Raw genomic sequence first — 19,636 nt, 5'->3', positions numbered from 1 at the left:
CGTAAGCGGAGGGAAGGAGGAGATGGAGATTCTAACCATACGTCGACGAATTTACCGGCTTCAATTTTTGATTTAAATTTGAAGTCAGCTGAAGTTGAACTTTTTATTCGTCGTGTAAGAATCCGCAAGCCTCGATATCGCTCGCTTCACTCACGAATCTCGTTTGCGGGATGTAACTTGGACTTTTCATTTATTTTTAAAAAACAAACATCATTTTTATTTCAAATTGAAAAGAAAAACGAACGCCGTTTTTTCTTTAAAAGATTCCTTTATATTTTGGATTTTATCGGGCGTTCGGTTTTTTTGGATTAAAGAAAAGGGATGTTTGGGTTTGTCCGAAAATTGAAATGAAAAGACAACGCGCCGCCCCTCCAACGACGAGTTCCCGAAGCGGAGCGAAGGGAAGGAGGAGATGGAGATTCTAACCATGCGTCGACGAATTTACCGGCTTCAATTTTTGATTTAAGATTTAGGAGAAAGCCGAGTTCAGAATTTTTAATTCGGCGTGGAAAGAATCCGCCAAGTCTCGTTTCTTCGCTTCGCTCAGAAACTTGAAACTTCGTTTCAAGTCCGGTTCGCCGCTTCGCGCCGCCCGGAACTCAACTTGCGGGAGCGGTATCTGAAATTTTCATTTATTTTCTTCAAAAACAAACATCGTTTTTATTTCAGATTAAAAAGAAAATCGAACACCGTTTTTCTTTCAAAGGATTCCATTTATTTTGGATTTTAAAGGGCGTTCAGGTTCAACGATTTTTTTGAGATTGGATGTTTGGGTTTGTCCGAAAATTGAAAAATGAAAAATGAAAAATGAAAAACAAAATTGTAAAAATGAAAAAAGTCAGTTCAATCAAATTGAAAAATGACATAAACAGAAAAGAAATGAAAAAGAAATGAAAGAAGTAAAAAACATGAAAGAAATAAAAACATGAAAAGTAAGCAAAAACCGAACGCCGATTTTATCGTTTTTGTTTGTTGTAAACGGGCGTTCGGGTTCGAGGATAGCAAAACCGATGTTTTTGATTTGAAATTCGATCTTTTATTCGGTTTTGATTTAATCGATTCGTTTTTGTTTTGACCGTTTTAATTAAAATAATTTTAATTTAAAACGGGAAAGGTACAATGTGTTGTAGGGTTAATTGTGACTCAAAAAGTTGAAGATTTGTCATCTGTCATTTGAGTCAATTTAAATTTACGTTATTCGTTTTTTGTCATGTTTTTGGTTTTGTGTTTGGTTATTGTGTTTGTTTTGTGTTTGGTTAAATTGGGTGTGTCTGGATTATGTCGGGGCATGTCTTCGTGAATGGTAGGGATAACTTGTACATGCGTCACATACATCTGTTTTTGCAGTTTTTGTTTTTTGGTGTTCGTTTTTGAATCAGTTTTGAAAGCAAGTTTTTCGGTTCTCTTGCAATCATTTCCGAAATGCGCCACCCTGCAAAACGGTTTCTGATATCATGTCAATCTGAAATATATCAGGAATATTTCAGGCTGACACAATTGACAGAACGATTAGAAGATATATATAATTGAGTGTTGATGAAAAATTATATTTCAAATATAACAAAATAGAATGGAAAGATAATGAAACCTGTTGAAAATATAACGAGATTAATTCATTCATTAAAATTTTTAAAAATTTGGCGCCGAATAATTTTATTTCTCCCGGCATTTATTTCGATGGTAATAAGTTTTTCTATTTGAACAAAATCGAGCAGCATATAACCTGTCAAATATTTTGGCGAGTATGATTGGAAAAGGATTTTTGAAATGTTTTCAAACACGTTCAGATTTACATCAGATTGAAAAAACCGTAATCAGTATATTCCAAGATGTTCATGCCGACCATTATCAAAAACAAGATTGGAGTTTTACGATTCCTGATGAATGGAAAACAAATACTTGGTGTTACGCGATTAATTCTTGCTGCCGTTTCCCTGAATTTTAGAAAAAATTGATAAAAGAAGAAAAAGAATTGATCACGTTTTGCGTCATGCACCTAGATACTGCAATTCAGAAAAGCAGAATAGAAGAAGAGATATGGATTTACAGAGGTGTTCTTGATATCTCATGGTTAAATAATTCACAAATAGGAGGGATTTTTACTGAAAAAGCATTCGGCAGTTTCAGTATAGACATATCTCACGCCTATCAATATACAAATTTAGAAAAACCGATTATATTTCAAATAAAATTAAACAGCGAAATGAGAGCGTTATATATTGATAAGGCGGAGAATGAAATATTAAGACCGAGAGAAATCACATATCGAATTGTTGATAAAAGAATAGAAAAAGTGAAAGGTATAAATAACGAAATAGAAATATTCATAATTGAAGAAGTTTGGAGTGATTAAAAATGCATGCGGAATCTTTTGAACAAATATTCACATATGTCGGCCAATCTCCAAAACCGACTCCGGAAGAAGAAAAACGAAGACAAAAATATATTGAAGAAGCGGAACAAGCTTTGAAAATACAATTAGATAATATGAGTAAAGGTCTTCGTTACGACGGAACAAAAATTGAAGATTAACTTCAATTTCATCCGATTTTATTTTTTTGTTTTTCAATTTTCATTCAGCTCTTACTTTGCTTTCGCCCGCTCCGCCAGCGACAAAGCGCATTCATTCGCCTTTTTCATAATTTCTTTTTCATCCATGACCAAAACATTATAATCCTGCATCAGAATTTTGCCGTCAACGATCATTGTTTTCACATCGCTTGCAGCTGCCGAATAAACCAAATGAGAATAAACATCGAAGATCGGCGTCGCGTTCGCTTTGCTCGTGTCGACCAAAATCATATCGGCTTTATTGCCGGCTTTCAAAACGCCCGTCATCGAATCAATGACACGTCCGCCGTTTACCGTTGCCATCTCAACAACCGCTTTTGCCGGAAGCGCTGTCGGATCCATCGTCCCGACCTTTTGCAAAAGCGCGGCCGTCTTCATTTCTTCAAACATATTGAGATTGTTATTCGAAGCGCAGCCGTCTGTTCCGAGCGTCACTTTAACGCCCGCATCAAGCATTTTTTGAATCGGCGCAATCCCCGAAGCCAATTTCATATTGCTGACAGGATTGTGAGAAACCGTCACGCCTTTTTCGGCAAAAAGCCTGATGTCGCCGTCAGACATCCAAACCGAATGCGCCGCCAGAATCGGCACTTTTGACGTATTCCAAAAATCGACGGCATCCAAATGATGAACAGAACACATATCGAAATTTTCTTTCATATAATTGAGTTCGGCTTCCGTTTCTAAAACATGAATATGAACCCCGACACCGTCTCTTTCAGCCGCTTCTTTAACGCGTTTGATAAAAGATTGACAGCAAGTGTTCGGCGCGTGCGGCCCGTACATCGTTGTGATTCTGCCGCCTGCTTTTCCCTGCCAATCGCGGACAAGTTTTTCATTCATCGCAATCTCTTTATTGCCTTTTTCAAGATCGCCGAATTCAATCATCCCGTAAGCCAAACAGCCGCGAATGCCGGCAGCATCAACCGCTTTCGCCGTTTCATCCATGAAAAAATACATATCACAAAACGCTGTCGTTCCCGAGCGGATCATTTCCAGACAGCCGAGAAGAGAACCGTAGTAAACGTCTTCCGCCGTCAAATTAGCTTCCGCCGGCCAGATTTTCGTCTCAAGCCAGCTTTGAAGCGCCATGTCATCCGCATAGCCGCGCAGAAGCGTCATCCCGAGATGCGTGTGCGTGTTGGAAAGGCCCGGCATTAAAACAGCACCGCCCGCGTCAATCACGGTGTCGGCGGAAATGCTGTCGGCATCGCCGGAGTTGTCGCCGGAAATATCGCCGATACTGTCGATGCTGCCGATTTTTGAAATAAGATTATTTTCAATCAAAAGAAAGCCGTTTGGGATTTCGCCCGCGCCGTCTTTGTCCATCGTTACGATATAAGCATTTTTTATGAGAATTGACATATGAATACACCAAAATAAATCAAGAAATATTCATTGATTTGAGAATATAAATAATTTTAAAACAAATTATCAAAATCCGGAAGGATGGGGTTGTTGCGTTTGTTGCTTTTATTGCTCTTTCGTATCATCCACTTCTTCCAATAATTTATCAAAATCAGATTTGAACATTCTGTCTTGAACAATACGATATTTTTCAAACTCACTTTCAGCAAAAGATTTAGCGATTTCGTGAGATACACGCCCTTTATCATTTAATATTTCATGTTCATTCAAATCCAAAAAACGATCTAAACGGGATTTCCAATCTTCCATCGTCATAGGAATGCGGCGGCGTGCCTGATATTCTGCATAATCCAAATACATTGTTACAATCATTTCAAGAGAAGTTAACTCTTCCATATCAAGATAATTTTTAGCAATAGAAACATCATACTTTTGAATTTTCCCGTCAGGAAAATGAGTCCATGATGTTAAACCCATGAACGGTTTTTCGGAATTTGTCCGTCCCATAATGACTTCAGCAGCGGTATGCCCGTGTATTGCCCAATGCAGCTTATTTTGAACAGCCGCAAAAAATTCTTTAGAAGACGGAGCTGTTTTATCATAATCAAGAGCTGTTGAATAAATATCAGTAATCTTTTGATAGAATTTTCGTTCTGAAAATCTGATTTCACGAATTTCATCAAGTAAATGTTCAAAATATTCTTCGGTTAAGATGGAACCGCCGTTGATCAAACGTTCTTTATCCATCGCCCATCCTTGAATTGTATAATCTTTTGCAATTTGATTAATCCATTTGCGGAACTGAACCGCACGTTCACTGTTGACTTTAAAACCGACAGCAATAATCATTTGTAATGAATAATGCTCAATTGAACGTTCGACAGACCGACTGCCTTCGTTTTGAACTATTCGAAATTTTCGAATAGTTGCATCAGGAATAAGTTCAAAATCTTCAAAGATTTTTTTGATATGGTAATTAATCGTATTTATTTCAACATCGTAAAGAGCCGCCATCATTTTTTGAGTAATCCATATATTTTCATCTTCATAGCGCATTTCAACGCTTTGTTCACTTTCACCCGTTGCTGCAACAAAAGTCAAATATTCCGCAGCACTGCTTCGAATTGTCGGTGAGGTTGCTTTCTGCTTCATGGATATCACTTATTAAGGCATTCATGATTTGAACACCAAATTATTTAGTTGTTCTTAGGATGAATCTATTTTTATTGACTTATTTTGTTTTTATTTTGATTCAATTAATTTTGATGATTCCAATTCTTTTAATTCGCTGATGCTTGCATTATTTTGAAGTGATCTTAGTTGTATCAAAGCATATTCATTTAATTTTTTCAATCTTTCACATTGAGGAATATTTTCTCGAATCATTATTGAATTTGAGCTTTCCATGTTCGATAAGACTATTAGCTGTTCAATTGCAGCATAATCTCTGATATTCCCTTTCTTATTCTTGTTTTTACTTCGCCATTGACTTGCCGTCATTCCAAATAAAGCAACATTTAACACATCGGCTTCACTCGCATAAGTATATTTTATTTGTTCTTTTGTAAGTATCGGCAAGATTAACTTGTCTTTTACAGCATCTGTATGAATTTTATAGTTTCCTTTTGAAATAATTCTTCTAACATTCCACTCTATTTGATTTTGATATTGCTCGTTTTTCTTTAATCTTTGAAATTCTGTAATGACATACAGTTTAAATTCCGGACTTAACCAACTGGCAAACTCGAATGCAATGTCGGAATGAGCATATGTCCCGCCATTATGACCGGACTTAGAAACTATCCCTATTGCATTTGTTTCTTTTATCCATTTTTGAGGAGACATATAAAAACTGTTTTTACCGGAATTATTCTCAAAGGTCGTAAATTCGCGACCTTTGAAATCTTTATTATTGAGTTTTTCCCATAAGCCCAAATATAATATAACGTCTTTATTTCTCATCCAAGTTTGAATTGGTATTTTGGGTTCTTCAGGATTCGCATATCTTGCTAAATCGGTAAGAGAAATATACTCATTTTCCCCAATTCTTAGAATTTTTATCTTTTCATTATTTACTTCGATTTCCGTTTTAATAACATCTTCCATTCTTTCATCTCCAATCCACAAAAATTATAATTTATAAAATCAAACAATTCCCTATAAGATCAACATGATATCATAATCAAAAGCTGTTGAATAGATATGAATTATTTTTTACAATTTTCACAATGAAATCTGATTTCATGAACCTTATCAAGCAAATATTCAAAATATTCATAAGTGTATTGAATTAAAAATAAATCAATAAAAAGAAAAGAATAAAAATAAAAGCAAAAATAAAAACAAATGAAAAAGCAAAAACAAAAGCAAAAAAAAGGCAAAAACAAAAGCAAAAACAAAAGCAAAAACAAAGGCAAAGGCAGAAGGCACTATTATGTCAGACCAAAAAGAAAAAGATAAACTGAGTGAAAATCTGAAGCGCATCCGCCCGATTTTCAAAAAAGAAGACGCTGTCGTCAGTTCATCTTTTAAAAAAACGCTGATCGCAACCGATATTCACGGCGATTATCACGCGCTTGAATTCGTTTTAAAATTCGCGGAAATGAAAAAGGTCGACTCATATGTCTTTCTCGGCGACTACATTGACAAAGGCAGGTATTCCGTTGACGTTTTAAACATTCTTTTTGACATGAAATGCAAAGACCCGAACAAAACGATTCTGCTTCGCGGCAACCACGAAACGCGCGGCCTCAGCCCGTGGCTTGAATTCGGCGAAGATTTGGTAAACGACCCAAAACTTATGGACGATTCAAACGCCGTTTTTGACGAAATGCCGATTGCCGCCGTCATCAATAACGAAATTTTCTGCGTCCACGGATGTATCGCCGGATTCGACAATGAAACGCTCAAAAGCATTTCCAAAAAAGATCCGAAAAAATATTTATGGAACGACCCCGGCGCTGAAAACGGAGTGCAGCCGTCGCCGCGCGGAAACGGAATTTACAGCATCGGCCCCGATTTGGTCAAAAGTTTTCTCAAACGAAACGATTTGAAAGTCATCATCCGCGGTCACACATCGCATACGGAAGGCGTCAAATGCTGGCACGACAACAAACTTGTTTCGCTTTATTCCGGAATTCACAGCGACAGCCCCGAAATTCGAGCAGCAGTTGCGATTGCGAAAGGCGATGAAATCAAGTTTTATTATTTCAGAAAAACAAGAATGGGATTTGAGTGGACAGATGAAAAGAAAAAGCTGAAATTGAAATGAATCGCCGTTGTGCGCGCGAACGGCTCCATTTTTCATAAGATTTTCAAACCTGAACTCGTTTTTATATTTTTTCATGATTTCAAAATCATCCGCCGTATTTTCTGTTTTTTCAATGAAACCTAAACATCCAATTTTTCGAAATCGGTGAACCTGAACGCCCGATAAAACCTTAATCTTAAATTTTTTGATTTTGGAGAAAAGAAGGCGTTCCGTTTTTTGAAATATGGATGAAAAACGATGTTTCAATCAATTTTAGATTTAATAAAATTTCAAAAACCGCCCCTCCAACGACGAATTCCCGAAGCGCAAGCGGAGGGAAGGAGGAGATGGAGATTCTTTTCCATGCGAAACGAAAAATTAAAAGCGGTTGAGTTAGAATTGCATTTCAGCTCCTAAAAAGTGCATTCTTGCGACTGTTTATAGTTACCGGCTCCGGCTAAGACTGCAAGTCTGCAACTGTCTTTTAATGTTGCTGCTGCCAATACGGTTTGTGTTGCTGCTGCGGGGCGGTTTGCGTTGCCGCCTGCATCTGCCTCTTATAACAATAATCCGTTGGCATTAAATTTTGCTCGCTTCGCTCACAAAATTTCGGGTTGCAGCGGGAGGAAGGTGTTTGTTTGCAGTGGGAGGGAGGTTTGCGTTCCCGCTTGCAATCAGGTTTCTGTTTCCGCTGCTTCCGTCAGTTTTCCGCCCGGCAGCAGCGCCCGCCGCCGCGCGAGCCGCCCCATTTTTAAAAAAATGAAAAACCCGCCACACATTTTTCTTCAATTTTCAAATCGCTCCCCCCATTTATCATATTATAATTATCATCAAAATAAATCAAAATGAACCGAAATTTCAAAAAAAGCATTTGTTTTATATTTCATGAAGACTTTTCAATTCCGATTGAATCTCTTTTATTTATTATTCATTTCATTCACGAATTTTTAAATCCATCACTTTAAAGGTGTCTCTATTGACTGATTTATCATTAAAAGAAATGCAAGAGTCAGGCCGTTTAAAGATTGAATGGGCGCGAAATTACATGCCCGTTTTAAATCAAATCCGAGCAGACTTTGAAAAAGAAAAACCGCTTGCAGGACACAAAATTGCAATGGCGCTTCATGTCGAAGCCAAAACCGCAGTTCTCGTCGAAACCCTCGCCGCCGGCGGCGCAATCGTTGCAATCACGGGCTGCAACCCGCTCAGCACGCAGGATGACGTTGCAGCAGCGCTCAACACGTCCGAAAACATAACCTGTTTTGCCAAATACGACTGCACAAACGAAGAATATTACGATGCGATCGACAAAGTTTTGGACATCGACCCCGACATTACGATTGATGACGGCGCCGATCTGATTTTCAAAATCCACAAAGAAAGACGCGATTTGATTCCCAAAATCATCGGCGGCTGTGAAGAAACGACAACCGGCATCCACCGACTCGTAGGAATGGAAAAAGACGGCGCTCTTGAGATGGCGGTTTTGGCCGTGAACGACGCGAAAACCAAATTCTTATTCGACAACCGCTACGGAACCGGACAATCCGCTTGGGACGGCATCATGAGAACAACAAATCTGCTCGTCGCCGGAAAAACCGTCGTCGTCGGCGGCTACGGCTGGTGCGGGCGCGGCGTTGCGATGCGCGCTGACGGTCTCGGCGCAGAAGTCGTCGTCACCGAAATCGATCCCGTTCGAGCGCTTGAAGCGCGCATGGACGGCTACCGCGTGATGCCGATGGAGCAGGCAGCTGAAATCGGCGACCTTTTTGTCACGACAACCGGCAACCGCGACATTTTAACGGAAAATCATTTCAAAAAGATGAAAAGCGGCGCGATTTTGGCAAACGCCGGGCACTTCAACGTTGAAATCGATTTAGAAGTGCTCAAAAAGATGGCAACATCTGAAAAAACCGTTCGGAAAAACATCAAAGAATATGTCGTGGGCGGCAAAAAAATCAATGTTTTAGCCGACGGCAGACTTGTGAATTTGGCGGCAGGCGACGGTCATCCGGCGGAAGTCATGGACATGAGCTTTGCCAATCAGGCGCTCGGCGTCAAATATATCGCCGAAAACAAATTATCCAACGGCGTTCACAAAGTTCCCGAAGAAATCGACAGCTATGTCGCGATGCTGAAATTAAAGTCGATGGGAATCGTTATCGACACGCTGACCGAAAAACAAAGAAATTACATGGACGATTGGGAAGAAGGGACGTAAAGCGGGAACCGCCGGCGGAAACGTGATAACAAAAACATGGAGCCGCACCCCTAAATTTAAATAAATATACACGAAACAGAGGAAAACACTATGGCAGACGATAAAAACATCGGAACAAAAATCAGATCCATCCGCGAATCAAAACAGATGTCGGTGGAAGAATTGGCAGAAAGAAGTCAGCTGAGCATTGAACAGATCAGCAACATCGAAAACGATACCAATGTGCCGTCTTTAGCACCGCTGATCAAAATCGCCCGCGCATTAGGCGTTCGCCTCGGAACGTTTTTAGATGACAATGAAAATCTCGGCCCCGCCGTCAGCCGAAAAGACGAAGCGATCGAAACGATTCACACGTCCAACGCGGAAAAGAAAACCGCAAGCCTCAACAATTTTTTCGCGCTTGCATCGCAGAAATCGGGAAGATCGATGGAACCGTTTTTCATTGAAATCAACGCCGTTGATGACGGAACACTTGAAATGTCGGCGCACGAAGGCGAAGAATTCATTTACGTCTTGGAAGGATCGCTGAAAGTCATTTACGGAAAAGACACTTACATTTTGAGTGCGGGCGACAGCATTTATTATGACTCCATTGTCAGCCACCTCGTCTGCGCCGCCGATGAGAGGGGCGCAAAAATCGTTGCAACCGTTTACGCTCCGGCTTAAATGGAAAGGGAAGCAGGAGAAAATCAAAGGAGAAAAACATGACAATCGAACTTTCCGACAGAACATTGGGCGACTGGCTCGAATATTGGGCGGAACAAACGCCTGACAAGGAATATATTGTTTATTCCGATCGTGATTTAAGATTTACTTGGAAGGATTTCAATAAGCGCGTCGACAATATGGCAAAAGGTTTGCTTGCAATCGGCGTTCAAAAAGGCTATCACGTCGGCTTATGGGCGACAAACGTTCCCGACTGGCTGACATTTCTTTACGCGTGCGCGAAAATCGGCGCGGTCTGCGTGACAGTCAATACCAGTTACAAGCAGCATGAATTGGAATATCTTGTGAAGGATTCCGACATGCATACGCTTTGTATTATCGACGGCACATTTGAAAGTGATTATGTTCAAATGACATACGATATGCTTCCCGAACTTAAAACGTGTCAGCGCGGCCATTTAAAGAGCGAGAAATATCCGCACATGAAAAATGTGATTTACATCGGGCAGGAAAAGCACCGCGGGATGTACAATACCGCTGAAGTTCTGCTTCTCGGAAGCAATGTTGCCGATGACGTTTTGGAAAAAGCGAAATCGGAAGTCAATTGCCACGATGTTGTCAATATGCAGTACACGTCGGGAACTACGGGTTTTCCGAAGGGCGTTATGCTCTCGCATCATAATATCGCGAATAACGGGCTTTTGACCGGCGAGCACATGAAATTTACGCCGGACGACAAGCTTTGCGTCTGCGTTCCGCTTTTCCACTGCTTCGGCGTGGTTTTGGCGACGATGAATTGTCTGACGCACGGCAGTACGCAGGTGATGATTGAGAAATTCGACCCGCTTCTGACGCTTGCTTCTGTTCACAAAGAAAGATGTACGGGGCTTTACGGCGTTCCGACGATGTTTATCGCGGAATTGAATCATCCGATGTTTGATATGTTTGATTTGACGTGCCTTCGTACGGGAATTATGGCGGGTTCCGTTTGTCCGTCCGATTTGATGAAACGCGTCAATGAAGAGATGTATATCGATATTACGAGCGTTTACGGTTTGACGGAAACGTCTCCCGGAATGACGCAGTCGCGCATTGATGACGCGCCCGAAGTTCGTTATTTGACTGTCGGCCGCCCGTTTGAGTTTACGGATGTCAAGGTTTTGGATCCTGAAACGTATGAAGAATGTCCGCCCGGCGTCCCCGGCGAAATGTGCTGCCGCGGCTACAATGTGATGAAAGGTTATTACAATAATCCGAAAGCAACATCAGAAGCGATTGATGAAAACGGTTATCTTCATTCGGGCGACCTCGGCGTGATGGATGAAAACGGTAATTACACGATCACCGGACGTATCAAGGATATGATTATCCGCGGCGGCGAGAATATTTACCCGCGCGAAATCGAGGAATTTTTATACAAATTGGAAGGCGTGAAAGATGTTCAGGTCGCGGGCGTTCCGTCCGAGAAATACGGCGAAGAAGTCGGCGCTTTCATTGTTTTGCAGGAAGGCACGAAAATGCATCCGGAAGACGTCAAAGATTTCTGCCGCGGTCAAATCGCGCGCTATAAGATTCCGAAATACGTGTTTTTCCTTGACGAATTCCCGATGACGGGAAGCGGTAAGATTCAGAAGTTCAAGTTAAGAGAAATGAGCTTGGAATTGGCGAAAGAATACGGATATGAAGTGGTTTGAAGAAATGATTCAAAAATACGTGAACAGTTTTGAAATTAAAAATTCAGGGTAAAAATATGAAACGAATCAAACTGTTCTGTATTTTCTTTATTTTGTTAGGATTTATCGGTTTTGCGGCAGGCAATGATGGATCACATTCGTTTGATTCGATGTCGGAACTCGAAAATGAATTGATTGAAGAAACGCCTTCGCTGAATCTTTCACTTTTGGATCAATTAGCAAAACAAGATAATGTTTTGATTGTATCCGGCTCAATTCCTGAAAAAAGCGGAAAAGATGCTTATGATTGGTGGATGATGATTGATGAACTCACTGATACGTTATCCGAAAAAAAGATGCTCGCCGAATATTATGATATAAACGGGGGCATTATTGTAAGCATTGAAGCGAATGCATCCGGATATTTAGGTATAGTTGTACTGCCGGATTCTCAAGAAAATGATGTGCTTATTGTAAAAGAAAAAATTGAACAATTCGCGCAAGACCGGAATATTAAAAATTTGCCTATTGTCATTAGAGAAGAGATGCCGCCTGTCGGATATAAAGATGAAACAAAACCCGAGAATACGCCGGAGATTTTGGAAGAAAAAAATCAAACCGGTTGGATCGTGTATTTAAATCGTTTAATTAATATTTTTTTCAATTAAAATGATGATTTATGATTTCTAAGAAATCTGAAATCAATAGTTCTCTTTTTTGTATATTTCTTAAACCTGAGACCATTTTTTGATTATTGTTAACTTGTGCGGCTTGCGCGGCGGCGGGCAGTTGCTGCCGGCTTTGCCGTGCAGCTGTCAGTGGCGGCAGCAGCGCAAACCTGACTGGCAACGCAGACATAAACCTGACCTGCCGGCGGAAACACAAACCTGAAGGTAGCAACAGCAATGCAAACCTGAAGGTAGAAGCAACGCAAACCTGAAGGTAGCGGCAGCACGTTCGCGAATGCGAACGGATTTCTTAAAAAAGAGCAGATACAAGCAGCACGCAAACCTGACCGGCGACGGCAACATAAACAGAAACTTGACCCGACAGCGCAAACACAAACAGCAACACAACTGCAAAAGATAGTTGCAAGAGAACACTGAACCGGAATTAAAAGACAATTTAAAAACAACAGTGTTTACTTTTTTCGTTTCGTATGGTTAGAATCTCCAACTCCTTCTTTCCTCCGCTGCGCTTCGGAAACGCGTCGTTGGAGGGTCGGTTTTTGAACTTTTGATTCAAATTATTTCGTTGAAACATCGCTTTTCTTCAAAATTTTCAAAAACGGAACGCCGTCTTTTTTCCAAAATCTAAATCATTTTTAGGATTTTATCGGGCGTTCAGGTTTACCGATTTTGAAAATTGGATGTTTTTGTTTGATTTATTTATTCAAACCAATCAAAATAACAAAAAATCAAAAAAAGAATCGAATAAAAAGAATTGAAAAAAGAATTAAAAATATTAAAAATCAAACAAAGTCGGCTGTTTGACTTCGTTTTTTGTTTCAGCCGCTTCCGCCTCTCGAACGTGTTTCAAATAATCGGTTGACAAATCATATTTTTTCAGCAGCGGATTCAGCATCGAATAAAATTTGTTTTTGTATTCTTTATCCAAACCGCCCGTTCGATAAAGATTTTTCATCGGGTCAAGCAGCTCGGGAAATTCTTCTTTGAGAAATTCAAAATAGGTTTGTTTCGTTTGACTTCTGAGATACAAAGTTTGAACGATGATGTATTCGGCGCCGATCTTTTTTGTTTTTGAAAAAATTGATTCTAAATTTTCGGGCGTATCCGTCAAAAACGGCAGAACCGGCATTGTGTGAACGCCGATTTTCGCGTCCGTTTTCTTGAATTTTTCAAGCATTTCAAAACGGCGCTTTGTACTGACGGCGCCGGGCTCGATTTTTTCGCGCAGATTTTCATTAACGGTTGTAATCGTTGACGCGATATTGACAAAAGCGTGTTTGGAAAGTTCATCAATTAAATCAAAATCGCGGAGAATGAGATCGGTTTTTGTTGAAATGATAATCGGATTTTTGTGTTTGAGCATGACTTTTAAAATGTCGGGCATCAATTGAAATTCTTCTTCCGCGCGCTGATAACTGTCACAAACGCCGCCGATATTGACGGCAAGTTTTTTGCGGCCGGGACGGCTGAGTTCTTTATCCAATTGTTCGGCAACATTCGTTTTGACATAAATTTGATCGTAATAACCGTCGGAAGATTGCTCCGATTCTTTGTTTTTTTCAATATCGATCTCTTTGCTTTCATTCGATTTCAAATATTTGTGAGAATAAATTGCGAAACAATATTTACAGCCGTTTTCACAGCCGCGGTAAATGTTTAAATCAAGTTTGTAAGGAAAACCGCCGTTAACGGCATGAAGAGCAGTTTTACATTGGATCGGTAAATATTGCGCTTGATTTTTCATGTGAATCGCCGAAATAAAACAATAAAAGAACAAAAAGAATCAAAAAATAATAACTCGAAACTGAAATAATAACTCAAAGCCGAAATAATAACTCAAAACTGAAATAAAAATTCAAAACTGAAATAAAAATTCAAAACTGAAATAAAAATTCAAAACTGAAATAAAAATTCAAAGCTGAAATGATTTGAAATGCCTGCAAATCACATGAGGCTTTTCCGTACCGATTTTACATTCGTAAACATCGCCGTGCTTTTTCATCAAATCCCGAATATATTCATCGGCGCCTTCGCGATTGGAAGGAATTGCAAAAACGGTGTTGCCGAGCATCGCTTGCGCCGCTTTTCCGTCGGCGGAATCAATCGAATCAATGACTTTTTCTGCCGTTTTACCGAGAAGCCCGATGTCTTTTGTAAATTTGAATGATTCGTCCATAAACGACTCCAATCCCGGTTTTTTCAAAAAACTTTGAAGCGCGGCAGCGCCTGCTTTGTTGATCCGCTGAATACAATCATCATCGGAAATCACGGATTTCGTTGACAATTCTCCCAAAACCAAACAATAAATTTTCTTTTGCAGCTCCGAATTCGACAGCGGAACGCTGTAATATTTCCCGAATTTCGGACCGCCCGGATTTTCGCGAACAGCAAGACCGCCTGCTGTTTCGCCCGCAACATCGCCGAGACCGCTGCCGCTGACAACTTCGGCGTAGTGAGCCATTTCAATAAATTCGCTTTTAGGAACAGCAATGCGAAGCGAGCTGCCGGCGGCAAACGCCGTGCTGATTGCGCCTGCCGCGGAGAGGCCGAATCCGCTTCCGGCAGGAAGATTGCTTTGTTCGTCAATATTAAAATGAAAAGCCGATCCGTATTTTTCTTCGGCGAGTTTTGAGATTTCAGAAATGACCGTTAAAACCGAATTCGCGGATTCGTCGGAAAAATCAGCCGCTTTTTGAATCCCGTTGAATGTAATGACGGTTTTTCCCTCGCCTTGGAAAGTTTGAACGACAGAACTGACGCCGTTATTCAAAACGAGACCCGCGCCGACAGATCCTTTTTGATGCGGGTCGGCGTGATTGCAAATTTGAAAAAAACCGGTGATATGACCGGGAGAATATGCGCTGCGTGTTTCAAATTCCATATCAAACCCCTCATTTGCGTTTAAAAATACGACCTCTCATTTGAGCGGATTTTCGGCGAATCGTTTGCTTTTTGGAAGTTTCATCTTCATTTTCATCCTCATCTTCGGTTTCAGTTACATCCACGATCCCGTCCCCGGTTTCAGAATCGGCGATTTCAATGATGTCTGTGTCACCACTGCTTACTTCACTCAAATAAGTATCATCAATTGTATCTTCAAACAAATTTAAACGAGCCTCTTCATTTCGGTCTGATATATTCGATTTGGATATATTTGATTTGGATTTATCTTCTTCTTTTTCATCCGCTTCTCTTTCATTTGCCGTCCTTGTTATTTCCAAATCGATCAAAACGGACAAATCGTCTTCTGCCGCGCTTTTGAAAATCAAATCAAAAAGAGCTGCCGCAATTTCTGTTTTCGTTCCCGAAATCGGAATAATCGTGTTCAAATCGTGATTGGACAAATAATCTTTCGTCACGACATAAACATCATTTTCATTTGTCCCCATACCTTTTTCTTTCACGTCGTTGGCAACAACGATGTCGGCGATTCCCGCGTCGATTTTTTCGGCGGCGGAATTGATCAGCTGCCGGTATTCGACATCCGTTTCCGCTTTGAATCCGACGATGAAAATATTCGGGTCGGTATAACACGCTTCTTCAATCAGCTTTTTCGTAGGTTTTAGCGTGATTGTCAGCGCGCGTTCGCCGGATTTGATTTTGGAATCGGCGGCGTCAACCGTATAATCGGAAATGGCGGCCGCGCTGATCAATATGTTTTTGCCGGAGAGCGGGATGTCTGCCAGCGCAATCTTTTCGGTGACGGCTTCGATCATTTCTTTGACGCTTTCCGTATGAATGTCATGAAAATGCGGCAGATGTTTCCATTTGGATTTGCCGCGGTGGAAAAGATAAACTTCAGCGCCTCTGATGTACGCTTCTTCGGCCAGCGCGTCTCCCGTTTTGCCTGACGCGCGGTTGGTCAGCAAACGAATCGGGTCGATTGCTTCGGCAGTGGAGCCGGATGTGATGAAAACGGTTTTTCCCGAAAGAGAATTGTCGCCGAGCGTGCGCATCACGCGCAAAACGATTTCGTCGTTGTCGGCAATTTTTGCGATTCCTTCTTCAAAACGCGGACCGATGACATCGATTCCCCAGGATTCCATTGTTTTCAAATTTTCCAAAACTTTCGGATGCTTGTACATGGATTCGTGCATGGCGGGAACGACCATGACTTTTTTGCCTTCGCCGATTGCCGTTGTCGCAAATGTTGTAACGGGCGTGTCATCGATTCCCGCGGCGATTTTGGAAACGGTGTTTGCGGTTGCGGGCGCAATTAAAAATAAATCGGCGGATCCGTTTGACCCGAAAAACTCGACGTGTTCGACGCGTCCCGTTAATTCTGTGATGGCGGGGTTCCCGGTTGCGTAATGAAGTGCGTCTTCGTGAACGATTCGGCGGGCAGCGTCTGTCATGACGGCGTAAACGTCGGCGCCGCGACGGATCAGTTCGCGGGCGAGTTTGATTGTTTCAACGGCAGCGATGCTTCCCGTCACGCCGATGACGATTGTTTTTCCGGACAAAACTTTTCCTTTGGACTCTTTGATCCAAAGCGTCGGGTGAACGGATTTGGAAGAATTATTGAGAATATCGTTGTTGTGTTCCATTTTTTAGCCCGCTGAAGAGTTGAAGAGTTGAAGAGTTGAAGAATTTAAAATTTTTAATTTTAATTTCAATTTTAATTTTAATTCGTAAATTAATTTATATTGGTTTTTTATGATTTTTTGATTAATAACATTAATCATAAATACGTTTAACCCGTTCAAAGCGAAAGTACAGAAAGTATTCGGAAAATTTTAAAATATTTTTAAATATCTTTTATTATGATTAAATTTATTTGAAGAAGGCAGGGATTTTATGGCGCGAAACCAAAAGGATTATTTTTATGACTTGGCCCAAAAAGAAGGCTACCGTTCACGGGCATCTTATAAGCTGAAACAAATTCAGCAGCACTCCAACATTATCAATCGCGGCGACACGATCGTCGACTTGGGCGCAGCTCCGGGCGGCTGGCTTCAAGTGGCCAAAGAGCTTTCCGGCGGGCGCGTTTTGGGCGTAGATCTTCAAAATATTGCAGAAATTCCGGGCGTTACAACGTTTAGAGGCGACATCACTGCCGATTCAACGATTGAAAGGATTCTTGAGTTTTCCGGCAAAGGCGGCGTTGATGTTGTTTTGTGTGACGCGGCGCCGAACTTAACGGGCAACTGGGCGCTGGACCACGCGCGCGGAATCGAATTGAATCGCGCCGCTTTTGAGTGCGCCAAAAAAATTCTCAAGCCGAAAGGAACGTTTGTCGTCAAAGTTTTCCAGGGCGATATGTTCAAAGAGTTTTTCGATGACGTGAAAGGCGAATTTGTTCACATTCGCGCTTATACGCCGCAAGCGTCGCGTTCAACGAGCGCTGAAATTTACATTATTGCGAAAAAATTCCTGACGGCGCCGATTCGCAAAGGACAAATTTACGCCGTTGAAATCAAGGAACTCGGAACGTCGGGCGACGGCATCGCGCACATTGATGATTTCGTGATATTTGTCAAAGAAACCGAAGTCGGCGATATTGTCAACATCAAAATCAAAGACGTGAAACCCAATTTCGGATTCGCCGACGTTGTTGAAAAGTTAGGCGCGCTTCCCGAAAACCCGAAATACAACAACCCGACTCAGCAAAGGTCTCAAACGCCGTTGTCAGCGGATTTTGAGAAAGACGAAGAAGAACAGCCGAAAGGAAATGTGAGAAGAGACAATTATCGGCCGCCGAAAGAAGAAAGAGAAGAGGAAGAATAAAATTATTTTAGATTCTTTTCATTCATTTCAATTTCTTTTTCAAATTTTTTCCAAACTTTTTTCAAATATGATTTTAATTTTTTTGTTCGCTCTTTTTTGATTTTTTTTATTTCAGCCTTTTTCTTTTTGGTGTCAATAAAACCAAACATCCAATAATTGAAAATCCGAATGAAACAAGAACGCCGCTAAAAACCTTAACCTAAAAGGATTTTCGAAAAATAAAAGAAGGCGTTCGTATTTTGTTTTAGATTTGGAGCAAAACAGATGTTTGATTTTTGATTAAAAATAAATGAAAAGTTCAGATACCGCCCCCGCAATTTGAGTTCCGGGCGGCGCGAAGCGGCGAACCGGACTTGAAACGAAGTTTCAAGTTTCTGAGCGAAGCGAAGAAACGAGACTTGGCGGATTCTTTCCACGCCGAATAAAAAGTTCAAATTCCATTTGCTTTTATGGTTATCGATTCCGGCCAAGCGGAACAAGCTGCAACTGTATTTTACAGTTACCGACCCAAGCCGAGCGGAACAGTCAGCAACTGTATTTTACAGCTGCCGCCGCGCGCGACCCGCACAAATTTTTAATTTGATTAAAAAACAAACCCGCGTCATAAAAAACCAACAAAACCTGCTCTCGATATTTAAAAAATAAATCAAGAAATTAAACCAAAACAAAATCAAACGAATCAAACGAATCAAAAAGAAATCGAACAAATCAAAACCGAACAAATCAAAACCGAACAAATCAGCAATTTATAAATAACACGAAACCGAAGATTCCTTATTCAATTTCATTATTTCAAAAAGGTTTTTTCAATGATTGATCTTCACACCCACACTTTATTCAGCGACGGAGAACTCGTTCCTGCCGAACACATCCGCCGCGCAGTTATTCACGGCTATCGCGCAATCGCGATGACCGATCACGCCGATTTTACAAATTTCGAATACATCATTTCATCCCTTCAAAAAGCAAAAGTCATGGAAAAAGAATTCAGCATCGACATTTTCGCAGGGATTGAAATCACCCACGTGCCGCCGAAACAAATCGACAAGCTCGCCAAAGCCGCAAAAGAAATCGGCGCCGACATCGTTGTCGTTCACGGCGAAACCACAGTTGAGCCGGTCGCGCCCGGAACAAACCGCGCCGCAATCGAATCCGAATACGTTGATATTTTAGCGCATCCCGGATTTATAACGGCAGAAGAAACGGAACTCGCTAAAGCGACAAACACTTATCTTGAAATTACGGCGCGCGGCGGACACAACAGGACAAACGGTCATGTCGCGAAGCTGGCAACCGAAGTCGGCGCAAAACTTGTCTGCAATACCGATACGCACAAGCCGGGAGACATGATTACAAAAGAAATCGCGTATCATGTTTTGATGGGAGCGGGGCTTACAAAAGAACAGGCGGACGCCGCGTTTAGAAATTCGGAAGAGATTGTTGAAAAGATGAAGAAAACGTAATGTGAAAG

The 19,636-nt window shown here is 41.1% G+C and carries 19 protein-coding genes; 11 read left to right on the top strand and 8 right to left on the bottom strand.

Annotated elements, in window-relative coordinates; all coding sequences use genetic code 11:
• Positions 1-1,951 precede the first annotated feature (1,951 nt).
• Both MmiHf6_RS01065 and MmiHf6_RS01060 read left to right on the top strand, forming a co-directional pair.
• A complete protein-coding gene (locus MmiHf6_RS01065) occupies positions 1,952-2,353 on the top strand; it encodes an ADP-ribosyltransferase (protein WP_316557869.1) in 402 nt (133 codons plus the stop codon).
• A gap of 2 nt (positions 2,354-2,355) precedes the next feature.
• Positions 2,356-2,532 carry a hypothetical protein gene (locus tag MmiHf6_RS01060; protein ID WP_316557868.1) on the top strand — a complete coding sequence of 59 codons (177 nt, stop codon included), beginning with the start codon at positions 2,356-2,358 and terminating at the stop codon, positions 2,530-2,532.
• A gap of 51 nt (positions 2,533-2,583) precedes the next feature.
• On the opposite strand, the gene MmiHf6_RS01055 is transcribed toward MmiHf6_RS01060, so the two are convergent.
• From MmiHf6_RS01055 to MmiHf6_RS01045, 3 genes are all read right to left on the bottom strand, one after another.
• Positions 2,584-3,936 (bottom strand): amidohydrolase family protein, encoded by a 1,353-nt coding sequence (locus MmiHf6_RS01055; RefSeq protein ID WP_316557867.1) that lies wholly within the window; start codon positions 3,934-3,936, stop codon positions 2,584-2,586.
• Positions 3,937-4,044: 108 nt separating this feature from the next.
• Positions 4,045-5,091, bottom strand: coding sequence for a virulence RhuM family protein (locus MmiHf6_RS01050; protein WP_316557866.1), 1,047 nt, complete (start codon positions 5,089-5,091; stop codon positions 4,045-4,047).
• Between the two features lie 90 nt (positions 5,092-5,181).
• Positions 5,182-6,045, bottom strand: coding sequence for a KilA-N domain-containing protein (locus MmiHf6_RS01045; protein ID WP_316557865.1), 864 nt, complete (start codon positions 6,043-6,045; stop codon positions 5,182-5,184).
• Positions 6,046-6,373: 328 nt separating this feature from the next.
• On the opposite strand from MmiHf6_RS01045, the gene MmiHf6_RS01040 reads away from it, so the two are divergent.
• The 6 genes from MmiHf6_RS01040 (at position 6,374) to MmiHf6_RS01015 (ending at position 12,417) form a co-directional block, all read left to right on the top strand.
• Positions 6,374-7,210 carry a metallophosphoesterase family protein gene (locus MmiHf6_RS01040; protein ID WP_316557864.1) on the top strand — a complete coding sequence of 279 codons (837 nt, stop codon included), beginning with the start codon at positions 6,374-6,376 and terminating at the stop codon, positions 7,208-7,210.
• Positions 7,211-7,726: 516 nt separating this feature from the next.
• Complete coding sequence (locus tag MmiHf6_RS01035; protein WP_316557863.1) at positions 7,727-8,038, top strand: hypothetical protein; 312 nt, start codon at positions 7,727-7,729, stop codon at positions 8,036-8,038.
• A gap of 127 nt (positions 8,039-8,165) precedes the next feature.
• On the top strand, positions 8,166-9,410 hold the full coding sequence (locus tag MmiHf6_RS01030) for an adenosylhomocysteinase (protein ID WP_316557862.1): 1,245 nt from the start codon (positions 8,166-8,168) through the stop codon (positions 9,408-9,410).
• Positions 9,411-9,500: 90 nt separating this feature from the next.
• On the top strand, positions 9,501-10,076 hold the full coding sequence (locus MmiHf6_RS01025; protein WP_316557861.1) for a helix-turn-helix domain-containing protein: 576 nt from the start codon (positions 9,501-9,503) through the stop codon (positions 10,074-10,076).
• 38 nt (positions 10,077-10,114) lie between these two features.
• Positions 10,115-11,770: an AMP-binding protein gene (locus tag MmiHf6_RS01020; RefSeq protein WP_316557860.1), complete on the top strand. Its 1,656-nt coding sequence runs from the start codon at positions 10,115-10,117 to the stop codon at positions 11,768-11,770.
• 170 nt (positions 11,771-11,940) lie between these two features.
• On the top strand, positions 11,941-12,417 hold the full coding sequence (locus MmiHf6_RS01015; RefSeq protein ID WP_316557859.1) for a hypothetical protein: 477 nt from the start codon (positions 11,941-11,943) through the stop codon (positions 12,415-12,417).
• 89 nt (positions 12,418-12,506) lie between these two features.
• Here MmiHf6_RS01015 and MmiHf6_RS01010 read toward each other — a convergent pair whose 3' ends face one another.
• From MmiHf6_RS01010 to coaBC, 4 genes are all read right to left on the bottom strand, one after another.
• On the bottom strand, positions 12,507-12,758 hold the full coding sequence (locus tag MmiHf6_RS01010; protein ID WP_316557858.1) for a hypothetical protein: 252 nt from the start codon (positions 12,756-12,758) through the stop codon (positions 12,507-12,509).
• Positions 12,759-13,213: 455 nt separating this feature from the next.
• A complete protein-coding gene (locus MmiHf6_RS01005) occupies positions 13,214-14,182 on the bottom strand; it encodes an SPL family radical SAM protein (RefSeq protein ID WP_316557857.1) in 969 nt (322 codons plus the stop codon).
• 168 nt (positions 14,183-14,350) lie between these two features.
• Entirely contained in the window at positions 14,351-15,319 is a 969-nt protein-coding gene (locus MmiHf6_RS01000) for a pantoate kinase (RefSeq protein ID WP_316557856.1), read from the bottom strand.
• 10 nt (positions 15,320-15,329) lie between these two features.
• Positions 15,330-16,985: a bifunctional phosphopantothenoylcysteine decarboxylase/phosphopantothenate--cysteine ligase CoaBC gene (gene coaBC, locus MmiHf6_RS00995; protein WP_316557855.1), complete on the bottom strand. Its 1,656-nt coding sequence runs from the start codon at positions 16,983-16,985 to the stop codon at positions 15,330-15,332.
• A 250-nt stretch (positions 16,986-17,235) separates the two neighbouring features.
• Here coaBC and MmiHf6_RS00990 point away from each other — a divergent pair, with 250 nt between their 5' ends.
• A complete protein-coding gene (locus tag MmiHf6_RS00990) occupies positions 17,236-18,165 on the top strand; it encodes a 23S rRNA (uridine(2552)-2'-O)-methyltransferase (RefSeq protein ID WP_316557854.1) in 930 nt (309 codons plus the stop codon).
• A gap of 2 nt (positions 18,166-18,167) precedes the next feature.
• Here the strand turns inward: MmiHf6_RS00990 and MmiHf6_RS00985 are convergent, their stop codons facing one another.
• Positions 18,168-18,314, bottom strand: coding sequence for a hypothetical protein (locus MmiHf6_RS00985; RefSeq protein ID WP_316557853.1), 147 nt, complete (start codon positions 18,312-18,314; stop codon positions 18,168-18,170).
• A gap of 300 nt (positions 18,315-18,614) precedes the next feature.
• Here MmiHf6_RS00985 and MmiHf6_RS00980 point away from each other — a divergent pair, with 300 nt between their 5' ends.
• Together MmiHf6_RS00980 and MmiHf6_RS00975 are read left to right on the top strand one after the other, a co-directional pair.
• The gene (locus MmiHf6_RS00980; RefSeq protein WP_316557852.1) at positions 18,615-18,743 is read left to right on the top strand and encodes a hypothetical protein; all 129 of its coding nucleotides are present in this window, start codon (positions 18,615-18,617) and stop codon (positions 18,741-18,743) included.
• A 231-nt stretch (positions 18,744-18,974) separates the two neighbouring features.
• A complete protein-coding gene (locus tag MmiHf6_RS00975) occupies positions 18,975-19,628 on the top strand; it encodes a histidinol phosphate phosphatase domain-containing protein (RefSeq protein ID WP_316557851.1) in 654 nt (217 codons plus the stop codon).
• Positions 19,629-19,636: the final 8 nt, after the last annotated feature.

Origin of the sequence: Methanimicrococcus hongohii, assembly GCF_032594095.1 — an archaeon.
GTDB classification, from domain to species: domain Archaea; phylum Halobacteriota; class Methanosarcinia; order Methanosarcinales; family Methanosarcinaceae; genus Methanimicrococcus; species Methanimicrococcus hongohii.
Note: the sequence above shows the minus strand (reverse complement) of the source record. Positions and strands in the feature narration are given on the sequence as shown.

Excerpts from the sequence above, each read along its gene's own strand:
- coaBC (WP_316557855.1), bottom strand. The coding sequence starts at position 16,985 with ATGGAACACAACAACGATATTCTCAATAATTCTTCCAAATCCGTTCAC.
- MmiHf6_RS01045 (WP_316557865.1), bottom strand. The coding sequence starts at position 6,045 with ATGGAAGATGTTATTAAAACGGAAATCGAAGTAAATAATGAAAAGATA.
- MmiHf6_RS01020 (WP_316557860.1), top strand. The coding sequence starts at position 10,115 with ATGACAATCGAACTTTCCGACAGAACATTGGGCGACTGGCTCGAATAT.
- MmiHf6_RS01025 (WP_316557861.1), top strand. The coding sequence starts at position 9,501 with ATGGCAGACGATAAAAACATCGGAACAAAAATCAGATCCATCCGCGAA.
- MmiHf6_RS00990 (WP_316557854.1), top strand. The coding sequence starts at position 17,236 with ATGGCGCGAAACCAAAAGGATTATTTTTATGACTTGGCCCAAAAAGAA.
- MmiHf6_RS00980 (WP_316557852.1), top strand. The coding sequence starts at position 18,615 with ATGGTTATCGATTCCGGCCAAGCGGAACAAGCTGCAACTGTATTTTAC.
- MmiHf6_RS01005 (WP_316557857.1), bottom strand. The coding sequence starts at position 14,182 with ATGAAAAATCAAGCGCAATATTTACCGATCCAATGTAAAACTGCTCTT.
- MmiHf6_RS00975 (WP_316557851.1), top strand. The coding sequence starts at position 18,975 with ATGATTGATCTTCACACCCACACTTTATTCAGCGACGGAGAACTCGTT.
- MmiHf6_RS01060 (WP_316557868.1), top strand. The coding sequence starts at position 2,356 with ATGCATGCGGAATCTTTTGAACAAATATTCACATATGTCGGCCAATCT.
- MmiHf6_RS00985 (WP_316557853.1), bottom strand. The coding sequence starts at position 18,314 with ATGTTTGGTTTTATTGACACCAAAAAGAAAAAGGCTGAAATAAAAAAA.
- MmiHf6_RS01040 (WP_316557864.1), top strand. The coding sequence starts at position 6,374 with ATGTCAGACCAAAAAGAAAAAGATAAACTGAGTGAAAATCTGAAGCGC.
- MmiHf6_RS01050 (WP_316557866.1), bottom strand. The coding sequence starts at position 5,091 with ATGAAGCAGAAAGCAACCTCACCGACAATTCGAAGCAGTGCTGCGGAA.
- MmiHf6_RS01055 (WP_316557867.1), bottom strand. The coding sequence starts at position 3,936 with ATGTCAATTCTCATAAAAAATGCTTATATCGTAACGATGGACAAAGAC.
- MmiHf6_RS01000 (WP_316557856.1), bottom strand. The coding sequence starts at position 15,319 with ATGGAATTTGAAACACGCAGCGCATATTCTCCCGGTCATATCACCGGT.